General features: G+C 64.4%; 19 protein-coding genes and 1 riboswitch. Of the genes, 7 read left to right on the top strand and 12 right to left on the bottom strand.

What is annotated here, in order from left to right; translation table 11 throughout:
• Window positions 1–601: 601 nt before the first annotated feature.
• Window positions 602–2,599, top strand: coding sequence for an RNA polymerase sigma factor RpoD (gene rpoD, locus ACTJLC_RS13480; RefSeq protein ID WP_083081643.1), 1,998 nt, complete (start codon window positions 602–604; stop codon window positions 2,597–2,599).
• Between the two features lie 69 nt (window positions 2,600–2,668).
• On the opposite strand, the gene ACTJLC_RS13485 is transcribed toward rpoD, so the two are convergent.
• Complete coding sequence (locus tag ACTJLC_RS13485; RefSeq protein WP_244745496.1) at window positions 2,669–3,052, bottom strand: hypothetical protein; 384 nt, start codon at window positions 3,050–3,052, stop codon at window positions 2,669–2,671.
• A 268-nt stretch (window positions 3,053–3,320) separates the two neighbouring features.
• Here ACTJLC_RS13485 and ACTJLC_RS13490 point away from each other — a divergent pair, with 268 nt between their 5' ends.
• Window positions 3,321–3,764 (top strand): PRC-barrel domain-containing protein, encoded by a 444-nt coding sequence (locus ACTJLC_RS13490; protein ID WP_310127279.1) that lies wholly within the window; start codon window positions 3,321–3,323, stop codon window positions 3,762–3,764.
• Window positions 3,765–3,879: 115 nt separating this feature from the next.
• Here the strand turns inward: ACTJLC_RS13490 and ACTJLC_RS13495 are convergent, their stop codons facing one another.
• The 6 genes from ACTJLC_RS13495 to ACTJLC_RS13520 form a co-directional block, all read right to left on the bottom strand.
• The gene (locus tag ACTJLC_RS13495; protein WP_310131043.1) at window positions 3,880–4,410 is read right to left on the bottom strand and encodes a hemerythrin domain-containing protein; all 531 of its coding nucleotides are present in this window, start codon (window positions 4,408–4,410) and stop codon (window positions 3,880–3,882) included.
• A 269-nt stretch (window positions 4,411–4,679) separates the two neighbouring features.
• Entirely contained in the window at window positions 4,680–5,477 is a 798-nt protein-coding gene (locus ACTJLC_RS13500) for a YfaP family protein (protein WP_440844221.1), read from the bottom strand.
• A 98-nt stretch (window positions 5,478–5,575) separates the two neighbouring features.
• Window positions 5,576–7,354 carry a DUF2300 domain-containing protein gene (locus ACTJLC_RS13505; RefSeq protein WP_310131040.1) on the bottom strand — a complete coding sequence of 593 codons (1,779 nt, stop codon included), beginning with the start codon at window positions 7,352–7,354 and terminating at the stop codon, window positions 5,576–5,578.
• Window positions 7,355–7,364: 10 nt separating this feature from the next.
• Window positions 7,365–12,182, bottom strand: coding sequence for an alpha-2-macroglobulin family protein (locus ACTJLC_RS13510; protein WP_310131037.1), 4,818 nt, complete (start codon window positions 12,180–12,182; stop codon window positions 7,365–7,367).
• Window positions 12,179–13,006, bottom strand: coding sequence for a DUF1175 domain-containing protein (locus ACTJLC_RS13515; RefSeq protein WP_310131034.1), 828 nt, complete (start codon window positions 13,004–13,006; stop codon window positions 12,179–12,181). The genes ACTJLC_RS13510 and ACTJLC_RS13515 overlap by 4 nt, the downstream gene beginning before the upstream one ends.
• On the bottom strand, window positions 13,007–14,806 hold the full coding sequence (locus tag ACTJLC_RS13520) for a DUF2138 domain-containing protein (protein ID WP_310131031.1): 1,800 nt from the start codon (window positions 14,804–14,806) through the stop codon (window positions 13,007–13,009).
• Between the two features lie 139 nt (window positions 14,807–14,945).
• Here ACTJLC_RS13520 and ACTJLC_RS13525 point away from each other — a divergent pair, with 139 nt between their 5' ends.
• Window positions 14,946–15,242: a hypothetical protein gene (locus tag ACTJLC_RS13525; protein ID WP_310131029.1), complete on the top strand. Its 297-nt coding sequence runs from the start codon at window positions 14,946–14,948 to the stop codon at window positions 15,240–15,242.
• A gap of 83 nt (window positions 15,243–15,325) precedes the next feature.
• Here the strand turns inward: ACTJLC_RS13525 and ACTJLC_RS13530 are convergent, their stop codons facing one another.
• Together ACTJLC_RS13530 and amaB are read right to left on the bottom strand one after the other, a co-directional pair.
• Window positions 15,326–16,498, bottom strand: coding sequence for an NAD(P)/FAD-dependent oxidoreductase (locus ACTJLC_RS13530; RefSeq protein ID WP_310131027.1), 1,173 nt, complete (start codon window positions 16,496–16,498; stop codon window positions 15,326–15,328).
• 137 nt (window positions 16,499–16,635) lie between these two features.
• Window positions 16,636–18,135, bottom strand: a complete 1,500-nt coding sequence (gene amaB, locus ACTJLC_RS13535) for an L-piperidine-6-carboxylate dehydrogenase (RefSeq protein WP_310131025.1) — start codon at window positions 18,133–18,135, stop codon at window positions 16,636–16,638.
• A 387-nt stretch (window positions 18,136–18,522) separates the two neighbouring features.
• Between amaB and ACTJLC_RS13540 the strand changes: the two genes are divergently transcribed.
• Entirely contained in the window at window positions 18,523–19,353 is an 831-nt protein-coding gene (locus ACTJLC_RS13540; RefSeq protein ID WP_374709835.1) for a 2OG-Fe(II) oxygenase, read from the top strand.
• Between the two features lie 188 nt (window positions 19,354–19,541).
• The gene (locus ACTJLC_RS13545) at window positions 19,542–21,497 is read left to right on the top strand and encodes an FUSC family protein (protein WP_310131023.1); all 1,956 of its coding nucleotides are present in this window, start codon (window positions 19,542–19,544) and stop codon (window positions 21,495–21,497) included.
• A gap of 129 nt (window positions 21,498–21,626) precedes the next feature.
• On the opposite strand, the gene ACTJLC_RS13550 is transcribed toward ACTJLC_RS13545, so the two are convergent.
• Window positions 21,627–22,379, bottom strand: a complete 753-nt coding sequence (locus ACTJLC_RS13550) for a CbtA family protein (protein ID WP_083081662.1) — start codon at window positions 22,377–22,379, stop codon at window positions 21,627–21,629.
• An 11-nt stretch (window positions 22,380–22,390) separates the two neighbouring features.
• Complete coding sequence (locus tag ACTJLC_RS13555) at window positions 22,391–22,612, bottom strand: CbtB domain-containing protein (RefSeq protein WP_073432049.1); 222 nt, start codon at window positions 22,610–22,612, stop codon at window positions 22,391–22,393.
• A gap of 19 nt (window positions 22,613–22,631) precedes the next feature.
• Window positions 22,632–22,770, bottom strand: a riboswitch (adenosylcobalamin (AdoCbl) riboswitch).
• A gap of 76 nt (window positions 22,771–22,846) precedes the next feature.
• On the opposite strand from ACTJLC_RS13555, the gene ACTJLC_RS13560 reads away from it, so the two are divergent.
• Window positions 22,847–23,458, top strand: a complete 612-nt coding sequence (locus ACTJLC_RS13560) for a histidine phosphatase family protein (RefSeq protein ID WP_310127256.1) — start codon at window positions 22,847–22,849, stop codon at window positions 23,456–23,458.
• 61 nt (window positions 23,459–23,519) lie between these two features.
• On the opposite strand, the gene ACTJLC_RS13565 is transcribed toward ACTJLC_RS13560, so the two are convergent.
• Window positions 23,520–23,960, bottom strand: coding sequence for a hypothetical protein (locus ACTJLC_RS13565; RefSeq protein ID WP_310127254.1), 441 nt, complete (start codon window positions 23,958–23,960; stop codon window positions 23,520–23,522).
• Between the two features lie 155 nt (window positions 23,961–24,115).
• On the opposite strand from ACTJLC_RS13565, the gene ACTJLC_RS13570 reads away from it, so the two are divergent.
• Window positions 24,116–25,633 (top strand): ATPase domain-containing protein, encoded by a 1,518-nt coding sequence (locus ACTJLC_RS13570; protein WP_154874585.1) that lies wholly within the window; start codon window positions 24,116–24,118, stop codon window positions 25,631–25,633.
• Window positions 25,634–25,637 lie beyond the last annotated feature (4 nt).

A 25,637-nucleotide genomic window follows, 5' to 3' on the forward strand; every position in this document is an offset into this window, starting at 1 on the left:
ATCGGCTGTTAGTTTTTAAAGATCACTTACGCATTCACCACCGTCACGACGCCCACTTCAACCACCCGGCACCGCTTCGTTCTGCGTCGCTGCATCTGCAGCAGAGAAACGAGATTATGGAGAACGACCGACACGTCGTCAACCCCCTTTGGTGAATTTTCTTTCCGGCAAGCGCCAATCGTCGCCACAAACACACCTCGTCTATATGTAGCGAGATCGCGGAAACGACTCTGTCGCATGTGAGGACGAACGACTTCGTCTATAGTGAGAGACTTGCCCTTGACCACGGCGCGCTGATCATCATCAAAAACCCACACACGCAACTGCCCGCGTAGCCGGCGGGCCAGAAAACGGGCCTGCGACAAACGTGCACGACAAATTGACCTGCGCACAACGCGCGCGAAGGCGCAAGCTCGTATATAATGCGAGCCGCGCGAATTTCGCACATGTCTATCGGCCCGCTTCGAGCGGGCTCATCTTTTTTGCTCCCCAGAGCACACCCAAACAACCGCGTTGAGTCACTCAGGTGATGTTGAGCCATGCTCGAAACGCCTGACGGTAGCGTCTTGCGTCTCATAGCGAAGCCTCTAGAGGAGAATACGTGAACCCTTTTGATCGCGAAGATTCGCAACACGAAGCCGCCAGCTACACGCCCAAGGCGCCCTCGGGCCGCACGGCCAAGGGCAAGGGCGCGGGCAAAGCGATCCCCGTGGCGGCAGAATTGCCGCCGCAGCAGGCTGAAGAACGTCAGCGCCAGATGCGTGCGCTCATCCAGTTGGGCAAGGAGCAAGGCTACCTGACCCACGCGCAGATCAACGACCACCTGCCCGACAACTTCACGCAAACGGCGGCGATCGACAGCATCGTCAGCGCGTTCAACGACATGGGCGTGCAGGTCTACGAGCAGGCCCCGGACGCGGAAACGCTGCTGCTCAACTCGAACACCCCTGCCGTGGTGTCGGACGATCAGGCAGACGAGGAAACCGAAGTCGCGTTGTCGACGGTCGATTCGGAATTCGGCCGCACGACGGACCCCGTGCGCATGTACATGCGCGAAATGGGCGCAACCGAACTGTTGACCCGCGCCGGCGAAATCGCGATTGCCAAGCGCATCGAAGACGGTCTGCACGAAATGGTGCAGGCGATCGCCGCTTGCCCGCTCGCGATCTCCGCGATTCTGGCGAGCGCGCAGCAGGTTGCCGACGGCGAGTTGCGCATCGACGAACTGGTCGACGGTCTGAATGAAGATACGCTCGCGGCCGAAGAAGACAGCGCCGCCCCGGACGCAGCAGCGGACGTCGACACGGACACGAGCGACGATGACGACAGCGATAACGACGACGACATCGCCCCGGCCGATTCCTCGGCTGCCGACGAAGCACGCCTGAAGCAACTCACGAGCGACTGCCTCGAGATCTTCGCTCAGGTCGGCATGCTGTCCGACCAGATGAACGCCTCGCACACGCGCGGCGACGTCAGCTCGAAAGCCTATCAGCGCGCACGCGAGGAAATCCAGCAGCACCTCGCGAAGATCCGCTTCACGGCGCGCACCATCGACCGCCTGTGCGGCGACGTGCAACACCAGGTCGCGCAGGTTCGCGCGATCGAGCGCAACATTCTGCAAATCGCGGTGACGAAGAGCGGCATGCCGCGCGAGAAGTTCATCGAATCGTTTGGCGGTCACGAAGCCGATCTCGGCTGGACGGAACGCGCGGCGCGCGGTGCGTCGGCATACGGTGCGGCGCTGGAGCGCCATCTGCCGGCGATCCAGGCGGAACAGCAAAAGCTGATCGACATCGAGGCAACCGTCTCGCTGCCGCTCAAGCATCTGAAAGAGATCAACCGCCAGATGGTCGCGGCCGAATCGAAGATGCGCAAGGCCAAGAGCGAGATGATCGAGGCAAATCTGCGCCTCGTGATCTCGATCGCGAAGAAATACGTGAACCGCGGCATGCTATTCCTCGATCTGATCCAGGAAGGCAACATCGGCTTGATGAAAGCCGTGGACAAGTTCGAATACCGGCGCGGCTGGAAATTCTCCACGTATGCAACGTGGTGGGTTCGTCAGGCCGTCACGCGTTCGCTCGCCGACCAGGCCCGCACGATCCGCGTGCCGGTGCACATGATCGAGACGATCAACAAGCTCAACCGCATCTCGCGCGAGATCCTCCAGCAGACCGGTCAGGAAGCGCATCCTTCCGTGCTGGCCGAACGCATGGAGCTGTCGGAAGAGAAAGTGCGCGGCATTCTGAAGATCGCCAAGCAGCCGGTGTCGATGGAAACGCCGGTGGGCGACGACGGCGACGCCACGCTCGGCGACATGATCGAGGATTCGGCGGCCTCATCGCCGGCCGACGCAGCCATGCAAGCCGATTTGCGCGCCGCCATCGACGACGCGCTCGACTCGCTGTCGCCGCGCGAAGCGAAGGTGCTGCGCATGCGTTATGGCATCAACACGAAGTCGGACCATACGCTTGAAGAAGTGGGCAAGCAGTTCGACGTCACGCGCGAGCGGATTCGTCAGATCGAGAGCAAGGCCATGCGCAAGCTGATGCACCCGAGCCGCGCCGATCGACTGAAGTCGTTCCTCGACCGCTAAGAAACAGCGCTTGCCGTGCCTCACGCACGGCAAGCGCCCCCTCCGCCTCAAACCCGCCTAGACACCCATTCAAACCAGCAGCGAGATGATCCCCCCGATGGTGATTCCCGCTGCCAGCCAACGACCCGCCGTATAAAACGCGTTGTGTTCCTCATGAGGCTCGTCCGGACGCTCGAGACCGAGCGTGCCGTATGCAAACGACTGAACCGCCGAAACATTGGGCGCCGCGGCGTCTTCTGCCGCTGAATCGCCTGTTGCGTCGTCGTTGACCGCCTTACCCTCTTGTGCCGCCGTTGCCGCGCCCTCCGCGGAGATGTGGACGGCCTCGTCCTGCGTGGACGTTTCAGCCGTCGCCCTGGTTTGAACCGCCGCATCGTCGGCCGCGCGTGAGTTTTTCGTCGCCGCGCGTCCCGGTTCCGGCAGTGTGGACGACAACGCACTGTCGATTTGCATAGCAATCTCCGTTCATTTCGCTCAAGGCATGCATTGCCCAACCCGTCGCGGAAGTTCAACAGCACGGCGGGTTACAAGTTCTATCGACGCCCACGGCGCGAATCTTGAGCAACGGTAAGGAACAGTAAGCGCGAGCACCGGCCGCACCTCGCCGACGGTTGCGTAATTTCGACCAGTAACGGTTGCCGAGATTACCGGCGCGATCGCCGACGCGCATGGGGCATACTCCTTGCGCGCTCTGTGCCCAGGTTTCTCCAAGGAGCACACCATGACCACGCTCGATCCCAAGGAACCGGCACCCGCAGCGGCCAGGCAAGGTGCAAAGATCGTTGGAACCGGCATCGGCGAAGGTCCCGGTCCGGATGTAATGGCCGCTTCCACGCTAGATGGAAACAAGGTGATGTCATCGGACGGTGAATATATCGGCAAGATCTCGGACATCATGCTCGACGTTCGCGGCGGACGTATCGCTTATGCGGTGCTCTCGAGCGGCGGCTTTCTCGGCGTGGGCGACACGCTCCATGCAATACCCTGGAACGCGCTCACGCTCGACACCGACGACAAGTGCTTCGTGCTCGACGCACCCGCCGAGCGCATCGGAAGCGCGCCGGGCTTCGACAGGGACAACTGGCCGACGATGACGGATATGCAATGGGGCACGTCCCTACACGCGTACTACAACCGGGCACCGTATTGGACTTGCGACGCCTGACGTCGTGGAAAACGCGAGCGGGGATCACAAACTTCATACGAACGCAGGCACTGCTCTAAAAAACGCAGTGCCCGTCCCAACGCGACATCCGGCAAGGGAAATCTTGCGGACCCGCTTACGTCTTATCGCCAACGGAGCGGCTCCCCGCTGCATCGAGCTTGCTCTGCAAGGCTTCCTTGCGCGCGACGATCTTCTTGCCGAGCGCGGCCAGATCGCACTTCGTGCGCCGCAACTCCGGAAACAGTTCGCCTTCTTCTTCCTCGACGTGATGCAGCACCATCTCCGACATCACCTTGAAGGTCGCATTGAATCCCTTGTCGCCGGCTTTCAGCGTCTCGAACTTCGTGATCAGTGTCTTGACCAGAAAGTGTTCGACGTAGGCTTCCTCGACGTCGAGCTTGCCGTCCTCCGGCAGTGCTGCTTGCGCTGCCGGGTACAGCAGTTCTTCCTCGATGATCGTGTGCACGGTCAACTCCTCGCACGCACGCTGGGCCAGCGTCGCTTTCTCTTCCAGATCGTCGCCCGCCTTTTCGAATGCCTCGAAAAGCTTCTCGACTGCGCGATGGTCCGCTTCGAGCAGCGCCAGCGCATCTTGCTCGCCCGGCGGTTGAGTAGCGGACTTCGTAGTGGTTTCAGCTTGTGCCATGTCGGTTCTCCCGTTAGAACAGCAGCACTTCTGCCACAGCATCGGCCATGCCCGAAACGAGGAGTTGTGTGGCCGCGCGCACGCCGACGATTGCTCCCGCCCGTTTGCATTCCCGGACTATCGGCAGCGGGACCGGCCATGTCGGTTTGTCCACAGAAACCGTGCGCAAGCCTGTGGATATCCTGGGCAAGACTTGCGCAAGTCATTGAGCGAATTGAGATTCGAGCCGCTGACCGCACCGGGGTCTCGAGCGGCAAACACACGCCGCCTCACGGCATGACAAAGGTTTTCACGAGCGTCAATTCCCCGGCCTTTCGCAGCGGCACCCGCATCGTTTCGCTCTTTTCGTTCGGCGTATTTTCATTCGTGATGATGCTCACCTGGGCGACGGTCATGTCGCTGCCGCTGTTGCCGCTGCCGTAGCAATTCACGAACACCAGATACGTGCCCTTCAGCGGCGCGGCGGACGAATAAATCTCCGGACCATAGCCGGTCGTCACGTCGACGTCGAGCGCGCCGCCGTTCGGCGCGACGCGTTCCCCGTACCAGGTATGCGCGCCGTCGGGCGACACGACGTGCAGATCCAGATCGGTGCCGTCGGTGTCCCACGCGAGCACCACGCGCAGCTTCGGCTGGGTCTTGCCGCTGTAGGCGTCGTAGAACTGCACGCGCTTGCGGCTGCCGTCCGGCGCGCGCAGTTCGACGCCGTTGCTGCCGGAAGGAAACGCGTAGGGCCGCGAGAACCTGCCATCTTCCTCCACGCGCTGCGGCAACGGCGTGCCGTCGACCACCAGCGTCGCCACCGTGTTGCCTTTCTTCTTCGGCGCGTTGCGGATGTGTCCTTCGATCAGCGCGAATTTCGACTGGCCCTCCGGCGTCGACACGGATACCGCGGGGTAGTGCACGTCCTGCGTATAACGCTCGTTGTCGCCGCCCGTGTTGCGCCAGCCGTTCAACGGCGCGGCGAAGTCGACATCGCTCGCGTGCGCCGCCGGCACGGCCTGCAAACACGCAACGACGAGCACCCTGCAGCCGCCCTTCACCCACCCTGTCGTCTTGACCTTCATCGTTACCGCTCCTGTCCCGCTGTCATGCCGTTTGTCCGGCGTGTTTTGATTGAAACGCGTCCCGCACGACATGACTGAAAAAGAACGCATGTCGTGATTCATTGGATCGGATTGTCGGTACGGATCAGCGTGCGAGCGGTACGCTCGACGAACGTCTCATCGACGCCACGCGGATGATGCTGGAACGCGAGGTGAACATACTCATGCGCCAGCGCGATACGGTCTTCCTCCGTCTGCAGGCGATACACGTACACGCGATTGCGCTGCGCGTCCGCATACGGCCGCCCTTCGCGCACGGCGCACACGGCGGGCAGATCGGGCGTCTCGTAGCCCGCCGCGCCGTCCATGCGCCGCGCCCACAACGGCGCATTGCGCCGCAGCCATTGCTGCGCGCCGGCCACCGCGATGCAATCACCGGACAGCGGACTCTGGAACGCAGTCAACGTCGCCTGCGGCCAGGTGCGCGCGAGAATCGCGTCGAACGTGAGGCCGCCTTGCGCGGACGCCTTCGCGGCGAGCCAACTCATCTGCCCCGCTGCCGCCTTGTCGTGGTGATACTGAACCGGCACGCCGGTCAGCACGAGCGCGTCCGTCAGATCGGCGGCACGGCGCGCGGCGGCGCCTGGCGCGCGCGGTAGAACGCGCTGCGTGCCGCTGCTGTCGTCGATACGCAAACAACCGTGATCGTGACTGCCGTGCTGCACCACGTAGGTACGCGCCGCCACCGCCAGCGCCTTGGCCGCTTCAGGCTCGCTCGTATCGCCCTCCCGCTCGACCACGCGAGCAACGTAATCGTTCATGCCGAAGCGGCCGACAATTTGCGGCGCTCCGGTTGCGCTGCGATCGAGCCGCAATTCGCCGCGGCTTTGCACGCGCGCCCAATTGCCGTTGACGAAGCCCACGCGGAACTCGCCCCGCAGCGGACCCTCCGGCGCGGCCGCCGGCCCGCGGTCGCCGAGCACTTCACGAATCGGATAACGGCTGAAAAAATCGACCAGCACGCAGGCGCCGTCATCCGGCACGGTGACTTGCGTGAGCAGCGGCGCGATGCGCGGCGCGGCGGCGGCGAGCACGCGCGCGCTGCCGCCCGGGCCGCCCAGCCACACCGGCGTGCCGTCGACGAGCCAGCCCGCCGCGCCGCCGATGGATGCGCCGGGCCGCGCCGGGTCCGGCATCGTCCACGTCTTGGCGCGCAATACGCTGCCGTACAGCGATACCGTGCCCTCGCCGCGTCCGCTCGTCAGCACCGATACCAGCGTGCTCGCCGCCGCTTCGCGCGGCCGCGCGGGCATGGCTTGCAAGGCGGCGAGCAGATCGATCACCGGGACGCGTTGCGTCGGCGTCATCGCATGGAGGTTGCGCAGCCACGCGGGTGCGTGCGCGGCCGTCCAATACTTGCGCCAGTCGGCGGCGTCGAGTTGCAGGCGCGCGGGTTCGAAAAAGCGTCCGCACGATTGCACCAGTGCATGTTCGCGGTCGATGCGGCCGCCCGTCATGCAGCAATACGCTTCTTCGGGATCGCCGCCGCTGCACGTGTAATCCGGCGTGGCGATGTTGCGGTCCACGAGATAGCCGTAGACGAACAGCTTCCACACGCTGCCGAGCGGCGTTTCGAGCGTCGCCGGCAAGGGGCGCGCGGACTGCGCTGAAACGGCGACGCCGGCGCTCCCCGTATCGACTTGCCAAAGCTGACTCTCGCCGTCGCGCAACCACGCGAAGCGCAGCGTCCGCGCCGAAGCGACAGCAGGCGTTTCAACCGACGATGCCGCCGCATACGCCTTCACGCCATCGACGCAGGCACAGCCCACGCTCAGGGCGAGCGCGATCCGCAGCATCGCCGCCAGGCGATCACGCGTGTACCGAAGCGCGCTGAACATGGCGGCCTCGCTACTGGATGCGCAGCGTCGTCATGCGATCGCTCTTGCCGCCTTCGAACGCCTTCGCGTCCGGCTGATACATGCGGAAGTAGCGCGCGGGCGGCAACGCGAACGTACCCGGCAATGCGAAGCGCACCAGTTGCCGCAGCGTCACGGGTCGATCGAGCAACGGTACGGGCTGGTGATACGCCAGTTCACCCATCTCATACGAAGCGACGCGCTGGAACGGCTGCGGACCGCTGCCGCCCTCCTTCGCGCCAGGCAAGCCGTCGATCGACACGCCCCAACTGGTCGCCTCGACATTGCCGCCCGGCGGCAGCGGCACGTCGAGCAGACCGTAGTGGTAGGCGTTGCCCGAGCGCGGCGTGAGCGTGACTTCGTCCACATACAGCGCGTTGCTGTCGATCGCATCGCCCTGCTTCATCAGACGCGCGGTGAACGCGGCGCGTCCCAACTGGCTTTCAGGCGCGGCTTGCTTCTTCGCATCAGGCTTCACGTCGAGCGGTTCCAGCTTGTAGAACCGCCGTTCGACGGTGATGTTCAACCGGCTGTCCTCGCTCGTATGACTGCGGAACGACACGAGTGCGTTGACGTCGGCGCGGGTGGCGCCGGCATCGAGTGTGGCGGGTAGTCCCCCAACGGGACTTCCTTCGGGGCGTGCTGTGCCGGTCCACTTCCAGAGCGGTGCGCCGGTCGGCGTCGCGGTGCGCGTCCAGCCCACTCCTTGCAACGACGGCGGCGAAGCCGGCGCCGCCTCGCCGCCGAGCGCCTTGCGCAGCCACAGCAGCGTCAATGCGCGATCGAGCGTCGGGTAATCGGCGCTGCTTTTCGCGAGCAACGTCGATGCATCGATCGCAGCGCCGCCATCGCCCGTCAGGTAAAGCAGACTTTGCACGAGCGGCGCGGCATCGTTGCTCAACGCGCTGCGTGCGGCGCTCGCGGCTACGTCGAAAGCTTCGGGCAGTTGAGCACTCGTGCCGCGCGCCATGCCGGCCACCAGCAGCGTCGCCATCTGCTTGCCGCGCGGCGAATCGGCTTGTGCGAACACGATGCTGTCCGACGCGCCATACGCGCCGCTGCGCGCGGGCGCCTTGCCCGCGTTGTTCGCGTTGCCCGACATTGCAGCCGCATCGCTCAGCAAATCGGCGGCGACGCCCGACACCGGCGTAGCCACCGGCAAGCCCATCTGCTGCATGAACCACAACGCCAGCGCGCGATGCAGCAGCGGTTCCTTCGCGCCGGCATCGCGATAAACGTCCATCGCGTGCTGCCAGTTGCCCGCAGGCAGACTGATGCCGAGGCTGCGGCTCGCGAGCCAGTCCGCGTAATACGCGTAAGCGGTCATCAGCGCGCTGCCGCCGGTTGTATCGCCCCACCAGCCGAACGTGCCGCCGACGCCCGCCAGCATCGCAAGACGCTGCCGCTGATTGCGCAGCAGCGCGTCGAGCCCTTGCGTCGAACTCGCGTTGTCGCCACGGCCGAGCGCATCGTGAGCGAGCGCGAGCGGAATCAGGCGGCTCGAAGTCTGTTCGGCGCAACCGTACGGATAGTCGATCAGATCGTCGGCGACGCGCGCGAATTGACTCGCCGCGTTGCCGATGAACCGCACGCTCACATCCTGAGCGTCGGTTGGCAGATTGAGCGGCTTGTTCGAACCGTCGAGCGCCACGGTATTCTGATGCAGATCGAGCCAGCCGCCCGCATCGAGATTGATGGTGGTCTGCAAGCGGTCCACGTCTTTATCCGCACGCCGCAACGTCGCATTGATCACGCCGGCCTTCAGCGCGCCGCCCGGCAGCCGCAGATAGTTCGCACCGCGCTTGAGCGTGACTTTCTGATTCAACGAGAGACCGCCGCCGTCGACCAGCCATTGCGCGTCCATGTCGGTGTCGGTCTGGTTGAACGCGATCATGTCGATGGCCGGCTGATCGTTGACGCGGAAATGCGTCGGCCCGCTCCACTTCAGATACAGCGCCTTGTCCGAGCGCACGTAAGCGGTGCGTTGACCCACCATGCCGTTCGGCGCCGCCGCGCGCACGGTGATGCGCCAGCGCGCCAGCGAGTCGGGCATCTTGAAGGTCATGACGGCATGACCGTTGGCGTCGGTTTTCAGATTGCCTTCCCACGCCGCCGTGTCCTGATCGTCGCGGCGCGGCCGCTCCAGCACCTTCACGCCGCGCTCGTTGTAGTTCGCGCGTTGCGGGCCGCCCGGCGCGCCCTTCAACGGCGAACGCGCGAGGTCATACGTGATGAACGACAGGCTCGACGAAGTGCGCACGTTGTTGCGGCGCGGATGATAGAAAAAGTCGACGATGTTCGGCGCGATTTCCGGCTGCAGAACGTACACCATTTCATCGACCACGCTCACGGTCAGGTTCACCGCTTCCGGCTTGCCGTTCAGCGTGCTGTCGAAGTTCAGCGTGACCGTATCGCCGGGGCCGTACACCGGCTTGTCGCTTCTCACGTTCAGTTCGATTTGCGGCTGCGCGACCACGATGCCCGCGTTTTGAAACACGTACTCGCCCGCATGCACGTAGAGCACCGAGAAGGTCATGTTCGGCGCGAACTCGTCGCTTACCTTGATGCGCGCTTTCCATTGCGACGGCGCCACGCGCTGAAGTTGCAGCCAGTCGCCGCCCGCCGTCAACAACGCGCGGCGTTCGACGTTGTCGCGTTCGAGCGTCAGCAACGCATCGTCGACGGGCATCGGGAACGTGATCAGCGCTTCGGCGGTGTCGCCGATCTTGTACCTGTCGCGATCGAACACGATCTCGACGCTGCCCGGAATCGCCTTCAGGCCATCTCCCGCGACCCAATGGCTCGCGGCGGCGAGCAGATTGCCGGTGTCGTCCTTGACCGACAGCGTGTATGAACCCGGTTCGTCGAATTGCACCGGGAACGAGAGCTTGCCGCTTGCCGCCCCGCTCTTCAACGCGCCTTCGCCGTGCGTCTGCGATTCGAGGCGCGTCCATTCCCATCTGGCCGGCGCATGCGACGACGGATCGAGCGCACCGAGCGCTTGCAATTCGAAGCTGACCGCTTCCTTCGGCTGCGAGAACGACTTCGCCGTCGACAGACGATACGGCGTCGCGCCGCGCGCGATCAGCACTTCACGTGTCACGCGCACCTTGTACGCCGCGCCGTCTTGCGCGAACAGCGTCAACGCGTAACGGCTCGGCTCTTTCGCCGCCGGCAGCGTGAGATTCGCGTTGCCGTCGCTATCGGTTTTCAACTCCTGCTGTTCGAGCTTGACCGGGAACAAGCCGGCGTAACGCAATTCGCCGTCGACGATCGTCACTTTCTGCGCGCGCAGCGTGAGCGAAATCTTGCTGTCGCGCACCGGCTTGCCGTCCGGATAGCGCAACTGGATCTTGCCCTTCAGCGGCTCGCCGGTTGCGTAATCGGCTTTGTCCATCGACAGGTTCACGTCGAAATGCGGCTTCACATAGTCGGCGACGCGAAAGGCGCTGCCGTACACATCGCCGTTGTAATCGAAGCGCAGCGTGTAGCCGCCGGCGGTGGCATCGGCGGGCAGCGTGAACGACGCCTCCGCGCCCGTCGCGGACGCGAAATGCACCTTGCTGGTCGCCACCGGCGCGCCGTTCGGATCGAGCACGTCGAGTTTGATGTCGGCCTCGGCGGGCGCGGACGACTGCGTCGCGTTCTGGAACGTGCGGCCGATGAACTTCACATGCACTGGATCGCCGGGCCGGTACATTGGACGGTCGGTCACCGCGTAGATCTTGGTGTTGTAGATCTCGCTGTCGTAGTAAAAATTCTCGGAGACGAACACGCCGCCCCGCGGATCGGTGCCGAGCACATAGCTGCGCTCGGGGCTCACGTGTTGCAGCATCAGCGCACCGTCGCCGCCGGTCGCGCCGCTTTGCAATACGCCGACGCCATCGGTCCAGCTCACCTCGGTATTGGCAACCGGCTTGCCGTTATCGCGCCGCGCGGTCCACACCAGCATGCCGCTCGATGCCGCCTTCACGACCGCGACCGTGTCCGACACGAACAGCAGCGTATGCGCGCGATAGTTGCCGATCACCGCCTCGACGATATACAGCCCCGGCGGCAGCTTGCCGACAGGGATCATCACGTTGCCCGAACTGGCTTCAATGAAGTTACTGCTGCTGCCTTCGAGGTTCACGCCTTTCGGCGGCTGGATGACCTTCGCGTCCCAGATCGGATAACGGAAACGCGCGACCATGTCATAGCCTTTCAGCGGCGCGAACTGCGAGTTTTGCTCGAACTGCGTCGGCTTGCCCGTCTGTTCGCCGAGCTTGAATTGCGGCGCGGCTTCGGTCGCCTTGCTGCGCGTCGCGAACGACAACACGCGCTGCCATGCGCGGCGCGCTTCGCTGAACCAGCGGTCCCATAGATACGCGAGCGTGTTCGCCAGCCCTTCGCCCTGATAATTCGGCGCGACCTTCAGCCGGTGCAGATTCTTTTGCGCCTTCAGGAAGTCGAGCGGTTTGGGCACGCGATACACGACGATGTCCGCGCCGCCATACGCTTGCAGCGCGTCCTTGAAATCGCGGCCCGGCGCTTCGAGACGCACCTGCGCCAGTTGATCGCTGCCGAAACTCGCGTCCGAGAGCAGAAAGAACGGCTGGCCGTCCACCTTCTGCGAGGCGAAGTTGCTCGACGGCGCGGGATTCAGCGTCGGGTTCGCGGCGATGCTGGACTCGGCTGTGTCGTCCGCATACGCTGCCGGTGCGATGGCGAGCGTCATGAACGCGAGCAGCGCGGCCAACGTGAATGCCATGCGCCACCGCGCGTTGCCAAACCAGCCGCTCGACGCGGTGACGGAATTCATTCGGGTCATGGTGTCAGAAAGTCCAAACGAAACACGCCGACGAAATTCGGATTGCCGTCGCGCGGCTGCCAGCGGGAATCTTTCCATTGCATCAGGTCGGAGACGGCCACGGCGCGCAGACCGGTATCGGTCGGCGTAACGGTGCCTGTGTGATAAGCGATGTAGCGATCCAGCCAGATCATCAGATGCTGGTCGTCGCCCTGGTCGAAGAACAGCAGGTCGCCGGGCAGCGCCTGGTTCACGTCCTTCGAAACAAAACGGCTGTTGCGTTGAATCAGTGCGATCGCCGACGCGTAGGCGCCGGTTGAACCGTCGAGCTGGGTCCAGCGATTGGCGATCGTGCGTTGCGACGCGGACAGTTGCAGTTCGGGCGGCATGCTGCTCGTGTCCGCGAGGCTGGTCATGCCGTTTGCACGCAGCCATTTGCCGTCGTGCGGCTTGAGCGTCTCGCCGACAGCAAAACGCACGAGGCCCGCGCAATCGCGCTGCGTCCAGCGTGGCGTGGGGCCGCGCCGCAGTTGCTGGTCGACGATGCGCGCGAACCATGCGCGAAAGGCGGCGGATTGCCGGGGCGAGAGGCTGTCGGGGTCCGGCGTGGCGGCGGTGCCGGTGAGTGCGTGGGCGTGGTGCGCCAGGGTCGCTAGTGCGAATGCAGAGGCAGTGCGTGCCAGCCAGAGTCGGCGTGCGATGACAGGTGTGTCGTGGGCGGGGGTTTGCGCTGCCGGGGTTTGCGCTGCGGAGGTTTGCGTTGAGGCCGCACGCGCCGCGACGATGCGCCGAGGCCCACTCGCCTTCATCGCAAACGCCACGCCGGAGAAACGAAAGCGACGCACTTAATCGCCCTCGGTGCCAGGCTGATCGGCGGGCGTCTCGACAACGCCCACCGCATCCGAACCCGCACCGGCCTTCGCGCGATCGAACCACCACTCCACCGGCACCCAGCCGGTCGAGCCCGGTAAATTCTGCGGCAGCGTCAACGACACTGCGGGATAGCGCGCAAATGCGTGCAGCTTCGGCGCGAGATGGGTGCGCGACGCGTTGCGCAACACCGCCTCCTGATCCGCCGGCAACGCCGCGCCCGCTTCGCGTTCGATCAACGCGGCCGCCGACGAAGGCGTCAGCGTCAGAATCGTGCGCGGCAGACGCTGCGGCGCGAGCGTATCGGCGAGCGCCGGATAGCGCTTGTCGAGCACGGCGAGCGTATCGTCGACGAGACGCGCATCCGGCGAGAAGATCAGATAGCCGTGCGCCAAGGCGAGCGTGACCGGAAAATAACGTTCCGCCGAAAGCTGCGACGCGAATGCCGCCTTGCTCGTCAACGCGGTTCCCGAGCGCGCGCTAACCGGACGTTGCCACACGGTCACGTCGGCGCCCTGATCGCGCGTGGTGACCGGCAAGCGGCGATAGCTCGCGGTATCGCCATCGGCTTTCGCGGCCTTCGCTTCATACGCGCCGATCACGTCGCCGAAGGTCTTGCCGAGCGCGGCCTTCAACGCGGCGGTGCGCGCCGCGTCCTGCGTCTTCAGGCGAGCGACGAACACCGGCGCGACCAGCGTCGACTTCGCATACCAGCAGACAGCCGCAGGGCCGGCCAGTTGATCGCCGATCGCGGCGGCGTTATCCGTGCCGCCGTCGGCCACCTTGCCGAGCAGCGCGGACGCCGCTTTCCAGTCCGCCGGCAAGCTCGTGCACGCCGCCGGATTGGCCGGCAGCGCGCGCCACAGGTCGGCGCTGTTCCACTGCTGCGGCAGCTTGCCCGGCTCGATGAGCGCCGAGGTCTGCCAGTTCGCAGCGGCGCCGCCGTTCGGCGAGAAATCGAAGCGCAGCGCGTCGATACCGGAGAAAAACGCCTGATAACCGAACGAGAGGTAATTGGCCGACACCACCAGACGGTGGCCCTTCGGCGCATCGCCGCCTGCATCCGGGCCGGCATCCAGGCGATAAGCGCGCGCCGCGTCGTCATGGCCTGAGGCGAGCATGTCGGAAACCGCGTCAGCGCGTTCGCTCAGCAAGCCGCCGTTCGCGTCGAGCAGCACGCCGGGCGCGGATAGCACCACCAGGCGATCGCCTTTCGCCGCGAACAACAGCGTGCGACCCACCGCCAGCTTCAACGCGTACACCGGCACGTCGCCGGAAAGCTTGCCGACCTGGCTCAGTTGCGCGTCGCCCGCCGCGACGTTGCCCAAGCCTTGCAGCAGTTTGGCGAGGCCGTTGCGGCGCATCGACATTGCCCAGTAGCCGAGCCGGCCATCCGGCGAGCGCCACAGCAGCACGTGCGCGGGTTCGTCGAACACGCGGCGGATCAACTCGTCGCGCCAATCGAGTTGATGTTCGAAGGCGAGACGCCGCAGTGCGCCTTCCGCGGAAAGGCGCGTATTGCCCGATTCGTAATAGTCGACGAAGTCTTGAGTCAGCAGGTCATGCAGCAGCGGCACGCGCAACATGTCGCGCGGCAAGCGCGAGAGCGCTTCGCTGTCGATCACGGCATCCGGGTGGTGAATATCGAGGATGATTTCGCCGCTTTCGGCGGCTTTGCGATGTGCGAAAGGTCGCCACACCGCCTGAATGACGACGCCGGCTACGACCAGAAAACCGACTACCAGGATTGCAATGTTTCTTCGCGACATCTTCATCTGATTTTCTTCTGGTTCGATGCGACGGCATTAAGTTGACATTCGGCGAATAATCCCTCGGGTCATTCTTCGAATGGCAGCGATGATAACCGATATGCCTGGCCTGATACCAGTGACTCTCCGCATTTAACGATCCGGCATGCCTCTGATTAAAAATATTAGAAACCAGGTTTCATTTTGGAGAGGCGGGCTTGAGTCAAACGGCAATTTGAATAGCGCGGAGTTTATCCGCGGCATTACCAGATCGAGGCTTTATGCCAAATCATCACGTTTCTTCTATCGACATAAAAAAGAACCCGGCCGAGCCGCATTGGCTGGCCGGGTTCTTTCAGGCACGCTCTTAGGGTTTGAGGCAAATACCGCGCTGGCCGCTCTCCAGGAAGCTAGCCGCAAACATCACGTTGTGTTCAATACAAACGCGCAAACGCGCAAATGATCGGGAGCATGTTGGCCGCCGCTCAATCGCAGCCGATATCCATGCACTACGTGTTGCATTAATCCGCATCACCGCCGCGCACGCTAGACCACGTTCTTCTCCACGATCGGCCGGTTCTCGAGCACGCGAGCGAAGCTCAACGAGCCGAGATCGAGCGTCGTATAACGCCCGTTCAGAATCAGTTCGCTAACGCCGCGGCCCGTTGCCGGCCCTTGTTGCAAACCATGCCCGCTAAAGCCATTGGCAAAGACGCAGTTGTCGACGTCGGGGTGATAACCAATGATCGCGTTCTGATCCAGCACGTTGTATTCGTAATAGCCGGACCAGCAGTTCTGCACGCGCAGCGCTTCGAATTGCGGCACGCGGTGCGCGAGCGTCGGCCAGATCACGTCGTCGAACAGTGTGTGATCGACTTCGTCGAGCGGCAGATCGTCGGGGTCGTTGTCCGCGGAAGGCGATGTGCCGCAAATGAACGATTGGCCCTCGGGCCGGAAATACACGCCGCTTGGATCGATCAGCAACGGGCAGCGTTCGAGCCGCGCGGGCGACGTGACATTGAAAATACTACGACGCCGCGCGTGGACCGGAAGGTCGATGCCGATCATTTGCGCGACCTTGCGCGACCAGGCGCCCGCCGCGTTCACGACCACGTCGCACGCATGGGTCTCGCCGTTCGCGGTTTGCACTTGCGTGACACGCCTGCCGTCGCGACGCAGCGCGGTAACGTCGGCGGCGACATAATGCGCGCCCAGCGCCCGCGCTTTCTTGCGCAGCGCCTGCACGAGCCCATAGCCGTCGAACCAGCCTTCCCCGCTTTCGCCGAATGTACCGGCGACGAGGTCTTCCGTATTGAGCCAGGGAAAGCGCGCTTGCAACGCGCTTCTGTCGAGCAGGCTGATATCGGCGCCAAGACTTGTTTGCAGCGCGTGATTCTCACGCAGCGTCGTCTCGCCGACAGGCGTCGCGAGAAAGAGATAACCGCCTTCGTGCAGATCGATCGACGGTTTCACGCCGTCGACGCACAGCCGCTCGCCGATCGAGCGCAGAAACTCGATACCGAACAGCGACATCTGAATGGAAAGCGGTGTGGAGAATTGCTGACGGATCGACGCCGCCGAGAGCGCCGACGACGAGCGCGCATAAGTCGGATCGCGTTCGATCACGGTGACGCCGACTGTCGGATCGGCGAGCCGCAGAAAATACGCAATCGAACTGCCGATCACCCCACCGCCGACGATCACGACCTTGGAACTCACGTCTTACCCCACGAGTAGCGTGGCCGCTCTTGAAACGGCGGGCGGCGCAAACGGATTGCTGAAAAAATGCGGACAGCGGCGCGTGAATGCGCCGCTGCTTGGTGCTTTTTACTGAATGCGCTACCCGTCTGCCGGGCTTAGCCGATATTGAAGTCGATGCCCTGCGCGAGCGGCAATGCCGACGAGTAGTTGACCGTGTTGGTGGCGCGGCGCATGTACGCCTTCCACGCGTCCGATCCCGACTCGCGGCCGCCGCCGGTTTCCTTCTCGCCGCCGAACGCGCCGCCGATTTCCGCGCCGCTCGGCCCGATGTTCACGTTCGCGATGCCGCAATCGCTGCCCGCGTCGGACAGGAAGCGCTCCGCTTCGCGCAGATCGGTTGTGAATACGCACGACGACAAACCGTGAACCGCCGCATTGTTCGCCTCGACCGCCTCGGCGAAATCCGCATAGCGCAGCACGTAGAGAATCGGCGCGAACGTTTCCTTCAGAACCACCGGCGTTTGCGACGGCATTTCGACGATGGCCGGCCGCACGTAGTAACCGCCTTCATGACCCTTCACCTCGACGCGCTCACCGCCGAACACCCTGCCGCCTTCCGCAGTGGCCTGCTGCAACGCTTCCTGCATGCGGGCATACGCTTGCTTGTCGATCAGCGGACCCATCAGCGTGCCCTTTTCGAGCGGATTGCCGATCGGCACCTTGCTGTACAACTGCTTCAGACGCTCGATGGTCTTGTCGTACACGCTCTCATGCACGAACAGACGCCGCAGCGACGTGCAGCGTTGCCCCGCCGTGCCCACCGCCGAAAACAGAATGCCGCGCATCGCGAGTTCGTGATCCGCCGTTTGCGTGACGATGCCCGCGTTGTTGCCGCCGAGTTCGAGCACCGAGCGGCCGAAGCGCTTCGCCACTTCCACGCCCACCGTGCGGCCCATTTCCGTGCTGCCCGTCGCGCTGACGATCGACGCGCGCGGATCGGCCACCAGCTTCGCGCCCACCTCGCGGCCGCCGTTGATCAACGCGGTCAGGCCGGCCGGCGCGTCGCCGAATTCCTGCAACGCCTCGTTGAGAATCTGATTGACGGCGAGCGCGGTCAACGGCGTTTTCTCCGACGGCTTCCAGATCACCGCGTTGCCGCACACCAGCGCGAGCGCCGCATTCCACGACCACACGGCCGCCGGAAAATTGAACGCCGAGATCACGACGCAGGTGCCCATCGGGTGCCAGGTCTCGGCCATGCGATGGCCCGGTCGCTCGGACGCGATCGTGAGGCCATACAGTTGACGCGACAGACCGACCGCGAAGTCGCAGATGTCGATCATTTCCTGCACCTCGCCCATGCCTTCCTGGAGGATCTTGCCGGTTTCGAGCGTGATGATGCTGCCGAGCGCCTGCTTCTTTTCGCGCAGACGGTTGCCGAGCAAACGCACCAGTTCGCCACGGCGCGGCGCCGGGACGTCGCGCCAGGCGGTGTACGCCTGTTTCGCCTGGGCGAGGGCCGAATCGACTTCCGCCACCGTGTTGCTGGCCACGCGGCCAATGAGTTCGCCGGTGATGGGCGAATGAACCGCGATGTCGCCGGCCTGCGCCGCGTGGGCGATGCCGAGGTCGGCGAGGATGGTGGAAGCGTTCATGTGAATCCCTTTAATTTCCGATGCGAAACAAGAGTAAGTTAGGAAACTATACACGCGGGCTTTCATGGCGGCAAGGGCGTTTGCCCGGAGGTGACGCGCGGGAACCGTCGTGTGCGCTTGCTGGGCTTGAAGATTGGACCGAATCCATCGTGGCGCACGAATGCCGCCGATGCCCGCGCATGCTCTTGCGACGGCAGGCACGCATTGCCCCTATTCGTTTCTTATTGGAAATACGAGTTGCCGACAGCCGCAATGATCCGGCACGCGGCTGCGCGCTTGCCCGAACGCAGACGAGCGAGGAATTGGACAGCAAGAGTCGGAGTGCGCGGCGTGGGGCGCCTGCTTACACTTGATGATGACTCGATGATCGCTTGACGGAGACGGCTCATGAACACGATTGCGAAGGATCGACACCCGGATGCACAGCCGGATGCGCAGTCGGCGGAATCGGCGTTGGCAATGCGGCCAAAACCTGAACGCGCCGCCGCGCCCGATGCAAATCCCTCTATTGGCTCGCTTGCGCAACGCATCGATCAGATCGACTGGTTCGACGCCGAAGAAGAACTGAACGCGTACGGCTGCGCGATGCTGCGCAATCTGCTCACCGCGCAGGCATGCGATGCACTGACTGCGCTGTATCCGCGCGATGCGTTGTTTCGCAGCCGCGTGGTGATGGCGCGGCATGGTTTCGGCCGCGGTGAATACAAGTACTTTGCTTACCCGCTCCCGCCGCTCGTCGCGGCGTTGCGCAGCGGGCTGTACCCGCGTCTCGCGCCGGTGGCGAATCGCTGGAACGAGGCGATGGGAATCGACGTCCGTTATCCGGCCGTGCATGCGGAATTCATCGAGCGATGCCACGCCGCCGGGCAGACGCGCCCCACTCCATTGATGCTGCAATACGCCACGGATGACTACAACTGCCTGCATCAAGACCTCTATGGCGAACACGTGTTTCCGCTTCAGGTTGCGATTCTGTTGTCCGAGCCGGGGGAGGATTTCACCGGCGGCGAGTTCGTGATGACCGAACAGCGTCCGCGGATGCAGTCGCGCACGGAAGTCGTGCCGCTCGGCAAGGGCGACGCCGTTGTGTTCGCGGTGCATCATCGGCCAGTGCAAGGCACGCGTGGAGCGTACCGCGTGAACTTGCGGCATGGCGTGAGCCGTTTGCGGTCAGGACAGCGGCACACGCTCGGCGTGATTTTTCACGACGCGACGTGATGCGGGCGCGCGCAGCGCCGAATGCGCCGCTGCGCCGCCGCGAAAACCCGACTCCTGCAATTTTGGCTAGATATCATCCGGGAAAACCCGAATCCACCGGACGCGCAGCGCCACCTTCAGCCGCGCGTCCGGTCTGTCGCAATCGGCCACAAGCCGGTCGCGACCATTTAGCCTGGATATCATCGATCATGATTGCTGCCGCGTTTTCGCGCGTCGCCGACCGCCTGCTCGTCGCGGACCCGGGACTCGTGCGTCTCCATACCGCGCTGCGTGTCGCGCTCGCCTGCCTGCTCGCCGGCATGGCCAGCATCGCGTGGACGGTCTTCCATCATCAACCGATCACCCTTGCCGCGCCCGGCGTCCTGTTCGCGATGGTCGCGCCGCTGTTCGTGCGCGATGCAAGGCGGTCCGCATGGTTCGGCTCGCTCTTCTATCTGTATTTGTGCGCCTGCGTGTGCTTCGCCGCGGCGAGCGAGCTGAGTCCTTATCCGCTCGCCGGAGATGCCGGCTTTCTCGTCGTGATGTTCGCCGGCATGCTCTGCCAGGCCTGTGGTCCGCGTGCGCTCGGTTGCGCGCTGCTCGGCGTGGTGTGCTTTTATCTTGGGTTGTATCTGCACCCTTCGCGGCTGCACCTCGTGCAATCGCTGTTGCTCTCCGCTTTCGGCCCGTTGATGGTCGCGCTGGTCGGCCGCGCGATCGTGCCGACGCGACCCGCCGCCAGTTTCCGGCTTGCGATTCATACGGTGACGCTGCGCGCATCGCGCGTGCTGCATGCGCCGGATGCGGCACGACTCTCGGTGTTGAACGAAGCCGCGCTCGCGCTCGAAGAACAACTGGCGTTGCTGAACCCACCCGATGCCGACACGATTCGCGAGCGCATCGTCGAAGTGGAAGTCGCGGCGGGACAGCATGCGTTGGTGTCGGTGTCTGCGTATGGCCGCGGGCAAGCGAATGCGGACGTGCTGCGTCACGCGATTGAGCGGCTCGACGAGATCGCGCATCGTCGAGCGCGGCGGCGCTTCGAGTCTGCGTCCGGCGACGCTCCGGTCTCAGCCGTGCAACGATTCGCGGACCTGCGCGCCAGGCTCTGCTGGTTGCCCGCCACCCGCGCCACGACAGCCGCGTTTCTCGCGATGCTGATCGGCCACTCGCTGTCTCCCGAGCGCTGGTTCTGGGCGGTCATCACGACGTTCGTGGTATTTCTCGGCACACGCTCACGCGCGGACACGATTTATCGCGGTGCGCAGCGACTGGCGGGAACGCTGGCCGGCGCGCTCGCCAGCGTGTTGCTCGTCGCGCCGCTGCACGATTCGCCGATGCTGCTCGTGGCCGCCATGGTGCTCTGCGTGTTCGGCTGGGCTTATTACATCCTGAGCGCGTATGTGCCGGGCGTGTTCTTCATTACCGTGCTCGTCGGACTGGTGTATGGCGAGTTGGGCTTCGCGATGGGGCCGTTGGTCGAATTGCGGATCGAGGAAGTGCTGGTGGGTTGTCTCGTGTCGTTCGCGGTGGCGGTCCTGATGATGCCGCTCGCGGCGAGCCGTCATGTGGAGATGAGGCTTGCGGCTGTGCTGGGTGCGTTGCGCGAGGTCGTGCGGCTGGGCGGGTCCGCTGCGCTGGCGGCGGATGCGGCTGTCGCCATGCGCAAGCTCGATCGCGGTTGGCATGAGTTGCGAATCGCGCTGAAGCCGCTGCAAATGCAGCGCGTGGTGGCGTGGAATTCTGGTGTCGAGTTGGCCACCGGATCGCTGCTGTGCTGTTTGCATTGGGCGCGGGTGTTGAGTGATTCTGCTCGGCGCGGGGTGTCGGGTGAAGTGGCGCTCAATGCCGCGAATGTGCGCGCGGCGCATGTGGAATCGATCGTGGCGCGGCTTGATTCGTTGATCGCGCGTTATAGCGGTGCGGCTACTGGTTCTGTGGACGGCGGGTTGGATGAGCGCGTGTCGGTATTGCCGGTTTTCGATTTGGAGGCGGCGGCTCAGGCGCCAGTGCTTGCGCAACTCGATGGCGCCGTTGCGCAATTGTTTGAGCGGCTGACCCAGCCGGTCGGGGAAAGGCGCGGGGTGTTCGATTGGGTGTTACGGGTTGGGGCGCGTAGGGCGTACGCTGTGGCGTCGAACAGCCCTCGAAGCCCTGGCGACTAGTTCAGCGAAGCTGCGAGGACGGTGGTAACCAGTTGGCCCACACAGGCAATAAAAAGCCCGCACGAGGCGGGCTACAGGCATACGTCAACCGGGGCGACGGAGCCCACACTTTTCACCAACAGAAAACCATCAAACGGACTTCACCGCCGCCCGCCCCGCGCCTACCCGCGTCAATCCGCTGTGCTCCACCAGCGCGCCGAACAGCAGTCCGATCGTCGTCCACATGATCACCTGCATGCCGATCGCCGCGACGCGGAACTTCCACAGCAGCACGGCCGGGAAAGCCGCCGGCACTTCGTTGATCGTCGGCATCGACAATTGCACGGCAGCGATGATCGCGACGAACACCACGCCGCCCACGATCGAGCCATTCCACGCGCCCAGTTTCATTACCGCGCGACGCCGCACCTTCAGCGAAAACACCATCGCGGTCAGCGAGATCGCGATCATCAGGAAGAACAAGCCGGTGCGCGTTCCGATCGTGTCGGGGTCGCCCACCGCCGGCGGATTCGCGGGGTACTTGATGTTCGGGACGATCACCAGCGCGATGAACGCGCCGAGCGCAAGCCATGCCGACAACGCACGCGCGCTCAATGCGCCCACCCGTCCATAGGCGTAGGCGAATACGAGCGCGAACAATCCGCCGAACGCCGCGCCATACGTGACCACGCCGGTCAACAGCCCCAGGCCCGCCTGCGTATCGCGGCTAACGAGGTCTTCGTGTTCATGCGCCTCGCCGCCCTCGGCCGCGGCCGCGGCCTTTTCCTCGAAGGAAATCGCCTGATCGACCTGCGGCTCGCCCGCGAGCCGGGCGAAGCCGAACGTGAGCAGTCCCGCGGCGATGCCTGCGAGCATCCCGCGCAATAACAACTTACCAACCATGTCGAACTCCGTTAGTGGCAGGGAAAGCCGAGCAGATGGCGACCGTCGTGCACGAACTCATGCACGTACATGCCGGGCACCAGCGACGTGGCGCCCTGTTCCGCCCCAACGAAGTAAAGCGCGAGCAACAGCAGCAGGCCGCCGAACACGACCCAAGGCAACAACTCGCGCAGCGGAATCGGCGTGGGTTGAGCGGCGGGCGGGTTCGCGGGATCGAAAACAGCTTCGGTCATGATGGACATCTCCTGGGGGTAGCGCGCCCCGATAGTCGATTGCAAAGGAAGGCTGCGAAGCTCAGGTCTGGCTTTCGGCTCGTGATGCCGATTACAGTGGCGCGACCGCGCCGGGCTCTCACCGGCTTCCGCACTTCGCAGTGCCGCTATTCTACGCGCTAAACTCCGGCACTCGGTAGCGCAACGCGTCCATGCGGGCGTTCCGCCTTGGCGTACCTCTATGGAAGTCATCGAATGGACACAAGGCTGTTACTGGTCAGCCACGCATCGACCCCCGCCATGCGCGCGGGCCGCTTTCCCGCCGACGATCCGCTCGACGCTCGCGGCCTCGCCGAAGCCCAGGCCGCACGCCAGCGCCTGGCGATTGCCGACGCCGCCGCAGTCTTCGTCAGCCCCGCAGTTCGCGCGCGCGATACGGCGCTGGCGTTGGGCCTCGCCGCAACGGTCCACACAGCATTGGCGGAGATCGACTACGGCGGTTGGCAGGGACGCCGCCTCGCCGATCTCGCGAATGAAGCGCCGCAGCACCTCGCTGCCTGGCTGCGCGATCCCGACTTCGCGGCGCACGGCGGCGAGTCGTTCAGTCAACTCGTGAAGCGCCTGGGAGAATGGCTCGATGCGCTGGACGGCGCGATCAGCGAAGGAACGACCGGTACAACAAGCGCCCCGCGTCAAAACCCGCGCAACGTGGTCGCCATTACGCACGCTCCGGTGATTCGCGCGGCGCTCGTTCACGCACTCGGAGCATCGCCCGCCGTATTTCCACGCATCGAAATCGCCCCGCTGTCGGCGGTCGAATTACGGCGTTCATCGCGCGGCTGGACATGGTGGCCCGCGTCGCACTGACAACACCAGCGCGACGCCCGCCGTCGGATTTGAAATCCACGCATATCGGCCCGCTTGCCGCTCATTGACCCGACACCACCAGGCGCAGCCTCGCTGAACCCGCCGGCGCCAGCGTGATTTCGGTCCGCTTACCCGGCGCGCCCAAATAAAAGTGCTGACGTCCCGGCGAATTCTGATCGTGGGTCGCTTCGGGCAGACACGACGCGATATCCGCCGCGACGGCCTGCAGCGCGTCCGCGCTCGACCCGGCGTCATGATGCGGCGTCCACGTGCATTGGTAGCTGCCGCCGCTCGCGGAGCATTGCGCATCGTCGCCGTAAGGTTGCGCGACGCCCTTGCCGTCGTCGGGCGTCAACGAGGCCAGGCCGCCTGGCGCAGCCGCCACGATGCGTTTGAGCGATGCGCACGGACTGGGCGCATCGTCGGCACTCGCGCTGCCGGGCAGCACGGCGCCTAGCGACGCAGCGGCAAACGTGGCGGCGAGGAAACGGGCGGGGTTCATGTCGGCGCGCTCCCTGAAAGCGGTCGAGAGGCTGACAGCACTGTCCGTACCCGTGGCGCTCGGACCGAGGCACGCGAGGGTTGGGCACGCATCTTGCGCGCCCGCCGTACCGGCCCACCAAATGCCGCCACTCAATCGACGTGAATCGCCAAGCCATGTCAACGAAACCTGTCACCGACACGCCGGCCCGCCTTTCATCAGGGATCGAAGGGGTCGACAACATCCTGGGTGGCGGCTTCACGCCCCGCCGCATGTATCTCATCGAGGGCGCGCCCGGCACAGGTAAAACTACCCTAGCCTTGCAGTTTTTACTCAAGGGTGTCGACGAAGGGCAAGCCGGCCTCTACATCACGCTCTCCGAGACCCGTTCCGAACTGATCTCGGTGGCGGACAGCCACGGCTGGGATCTCAGCCGCTTCTCGATTCTCGAATTGCTCTCCGACGAGGGCCTCGACCCGCAATACGAGCAGTCCGTGCTGCACCCGGCCGAAGTCGAACTCGGCGAGACCGTGCGCAACGTCATTCAACAGGTCAATGATGTCAAGCCCACCCGCATCGTGCTCGACAGTCTCTCGGAACTGCGTCTGCTGTCGCAGAACCCGCTGCGCTACCGGCGGCAGATTCTCGCGCTCAAGCGCTTTTTCGCGACCCGCGAATGCACGGTGCTGCTGCTCGACGACAACACCTCCGACACCGGCGACGTGCAGTTGCACAGCATCGCGCACGGCGTGATCAGCCTCGACAACATCGTGCACGACTACGGCGGCAACCGGCGGCGGCTGCGCATCGCCAAGATGCGCGGCATCAAGTTCCGCGAGGGGTATCACGACTTCACGCTCGACACCGGCGGCATTCGTGTGTATCCGCGCCTCGTCGCTGCGGAACATCACGCGGAATTCGACCCGAACCCGCTCAGCACGGGCACGCCGGGCCTCGACGCGCTGCTGGGCGGCGGCCTGATCCCCGGCACCAATGCGCTGATGATCGGACCGTCCGGCGTGGGCAAGACCACCACCGTCGTGTCGTGCCTGCTGAGGGCGCTCGAACGCGGCCAGCGCTGCGTCTACTACGTATTCGACGAAACGCTCACCACGCTGATGATCCGCTGCGCGGCGCTCGGCATGGATCTGGCGCCGCACGTCGAAAGCGGCCTGCTCACGCTGCGCCAGATCGATCCGGCGGAAATCTCGCCCGGCGAATTCGCGACCGACGTGCGCCAGTCGGTCGAAAACAAGGGCGCCCGGTATGTCGCGATCGACAGCCTGAACGCCTATCTCCAGGCGATGCCCGGCGAGCGCTACCTGCTGCTGCAAATGCATGAGCTGCTCGGCTACCTGAACCAGCAGGGCATCATCACGATGCTGGTGCTGGGTCAGCACGGCATCATCGGCGAAATTCAGAGCGATATCGACATCAGCTATCTCAGCGACGTGGTCGTGCTGTTCCGCTACTTCGAGCATCACGGCGAAGTGTTGACGGCGGTCACCGCCGTCAAGAGCCGCGCCAATGAACACGAGCGCTCGATCCGCCAGTTCCGGCTCGCGCACGGCGGCGTGGAAGTCGGCGAAGCGCTGCGCGACTTCGAGGGCGTGCTCTCCGGCCTGCCGGCGTACCGTGGCACCACGGCCCTGCTCGGCGCGCGGGATCACCTCATCGACACGTCCGGGCAGTGAGGTC

This window comes from Paraburkholderia sp. 22099, from assembly GCF_052045835.1.
Lineage (GTDB): Bacteria > Pseudomonadota > Gammaproteobacteria > Burkholderiales > Burkholderiaceae > Paraburkholderia > Paraburkholderia terricola.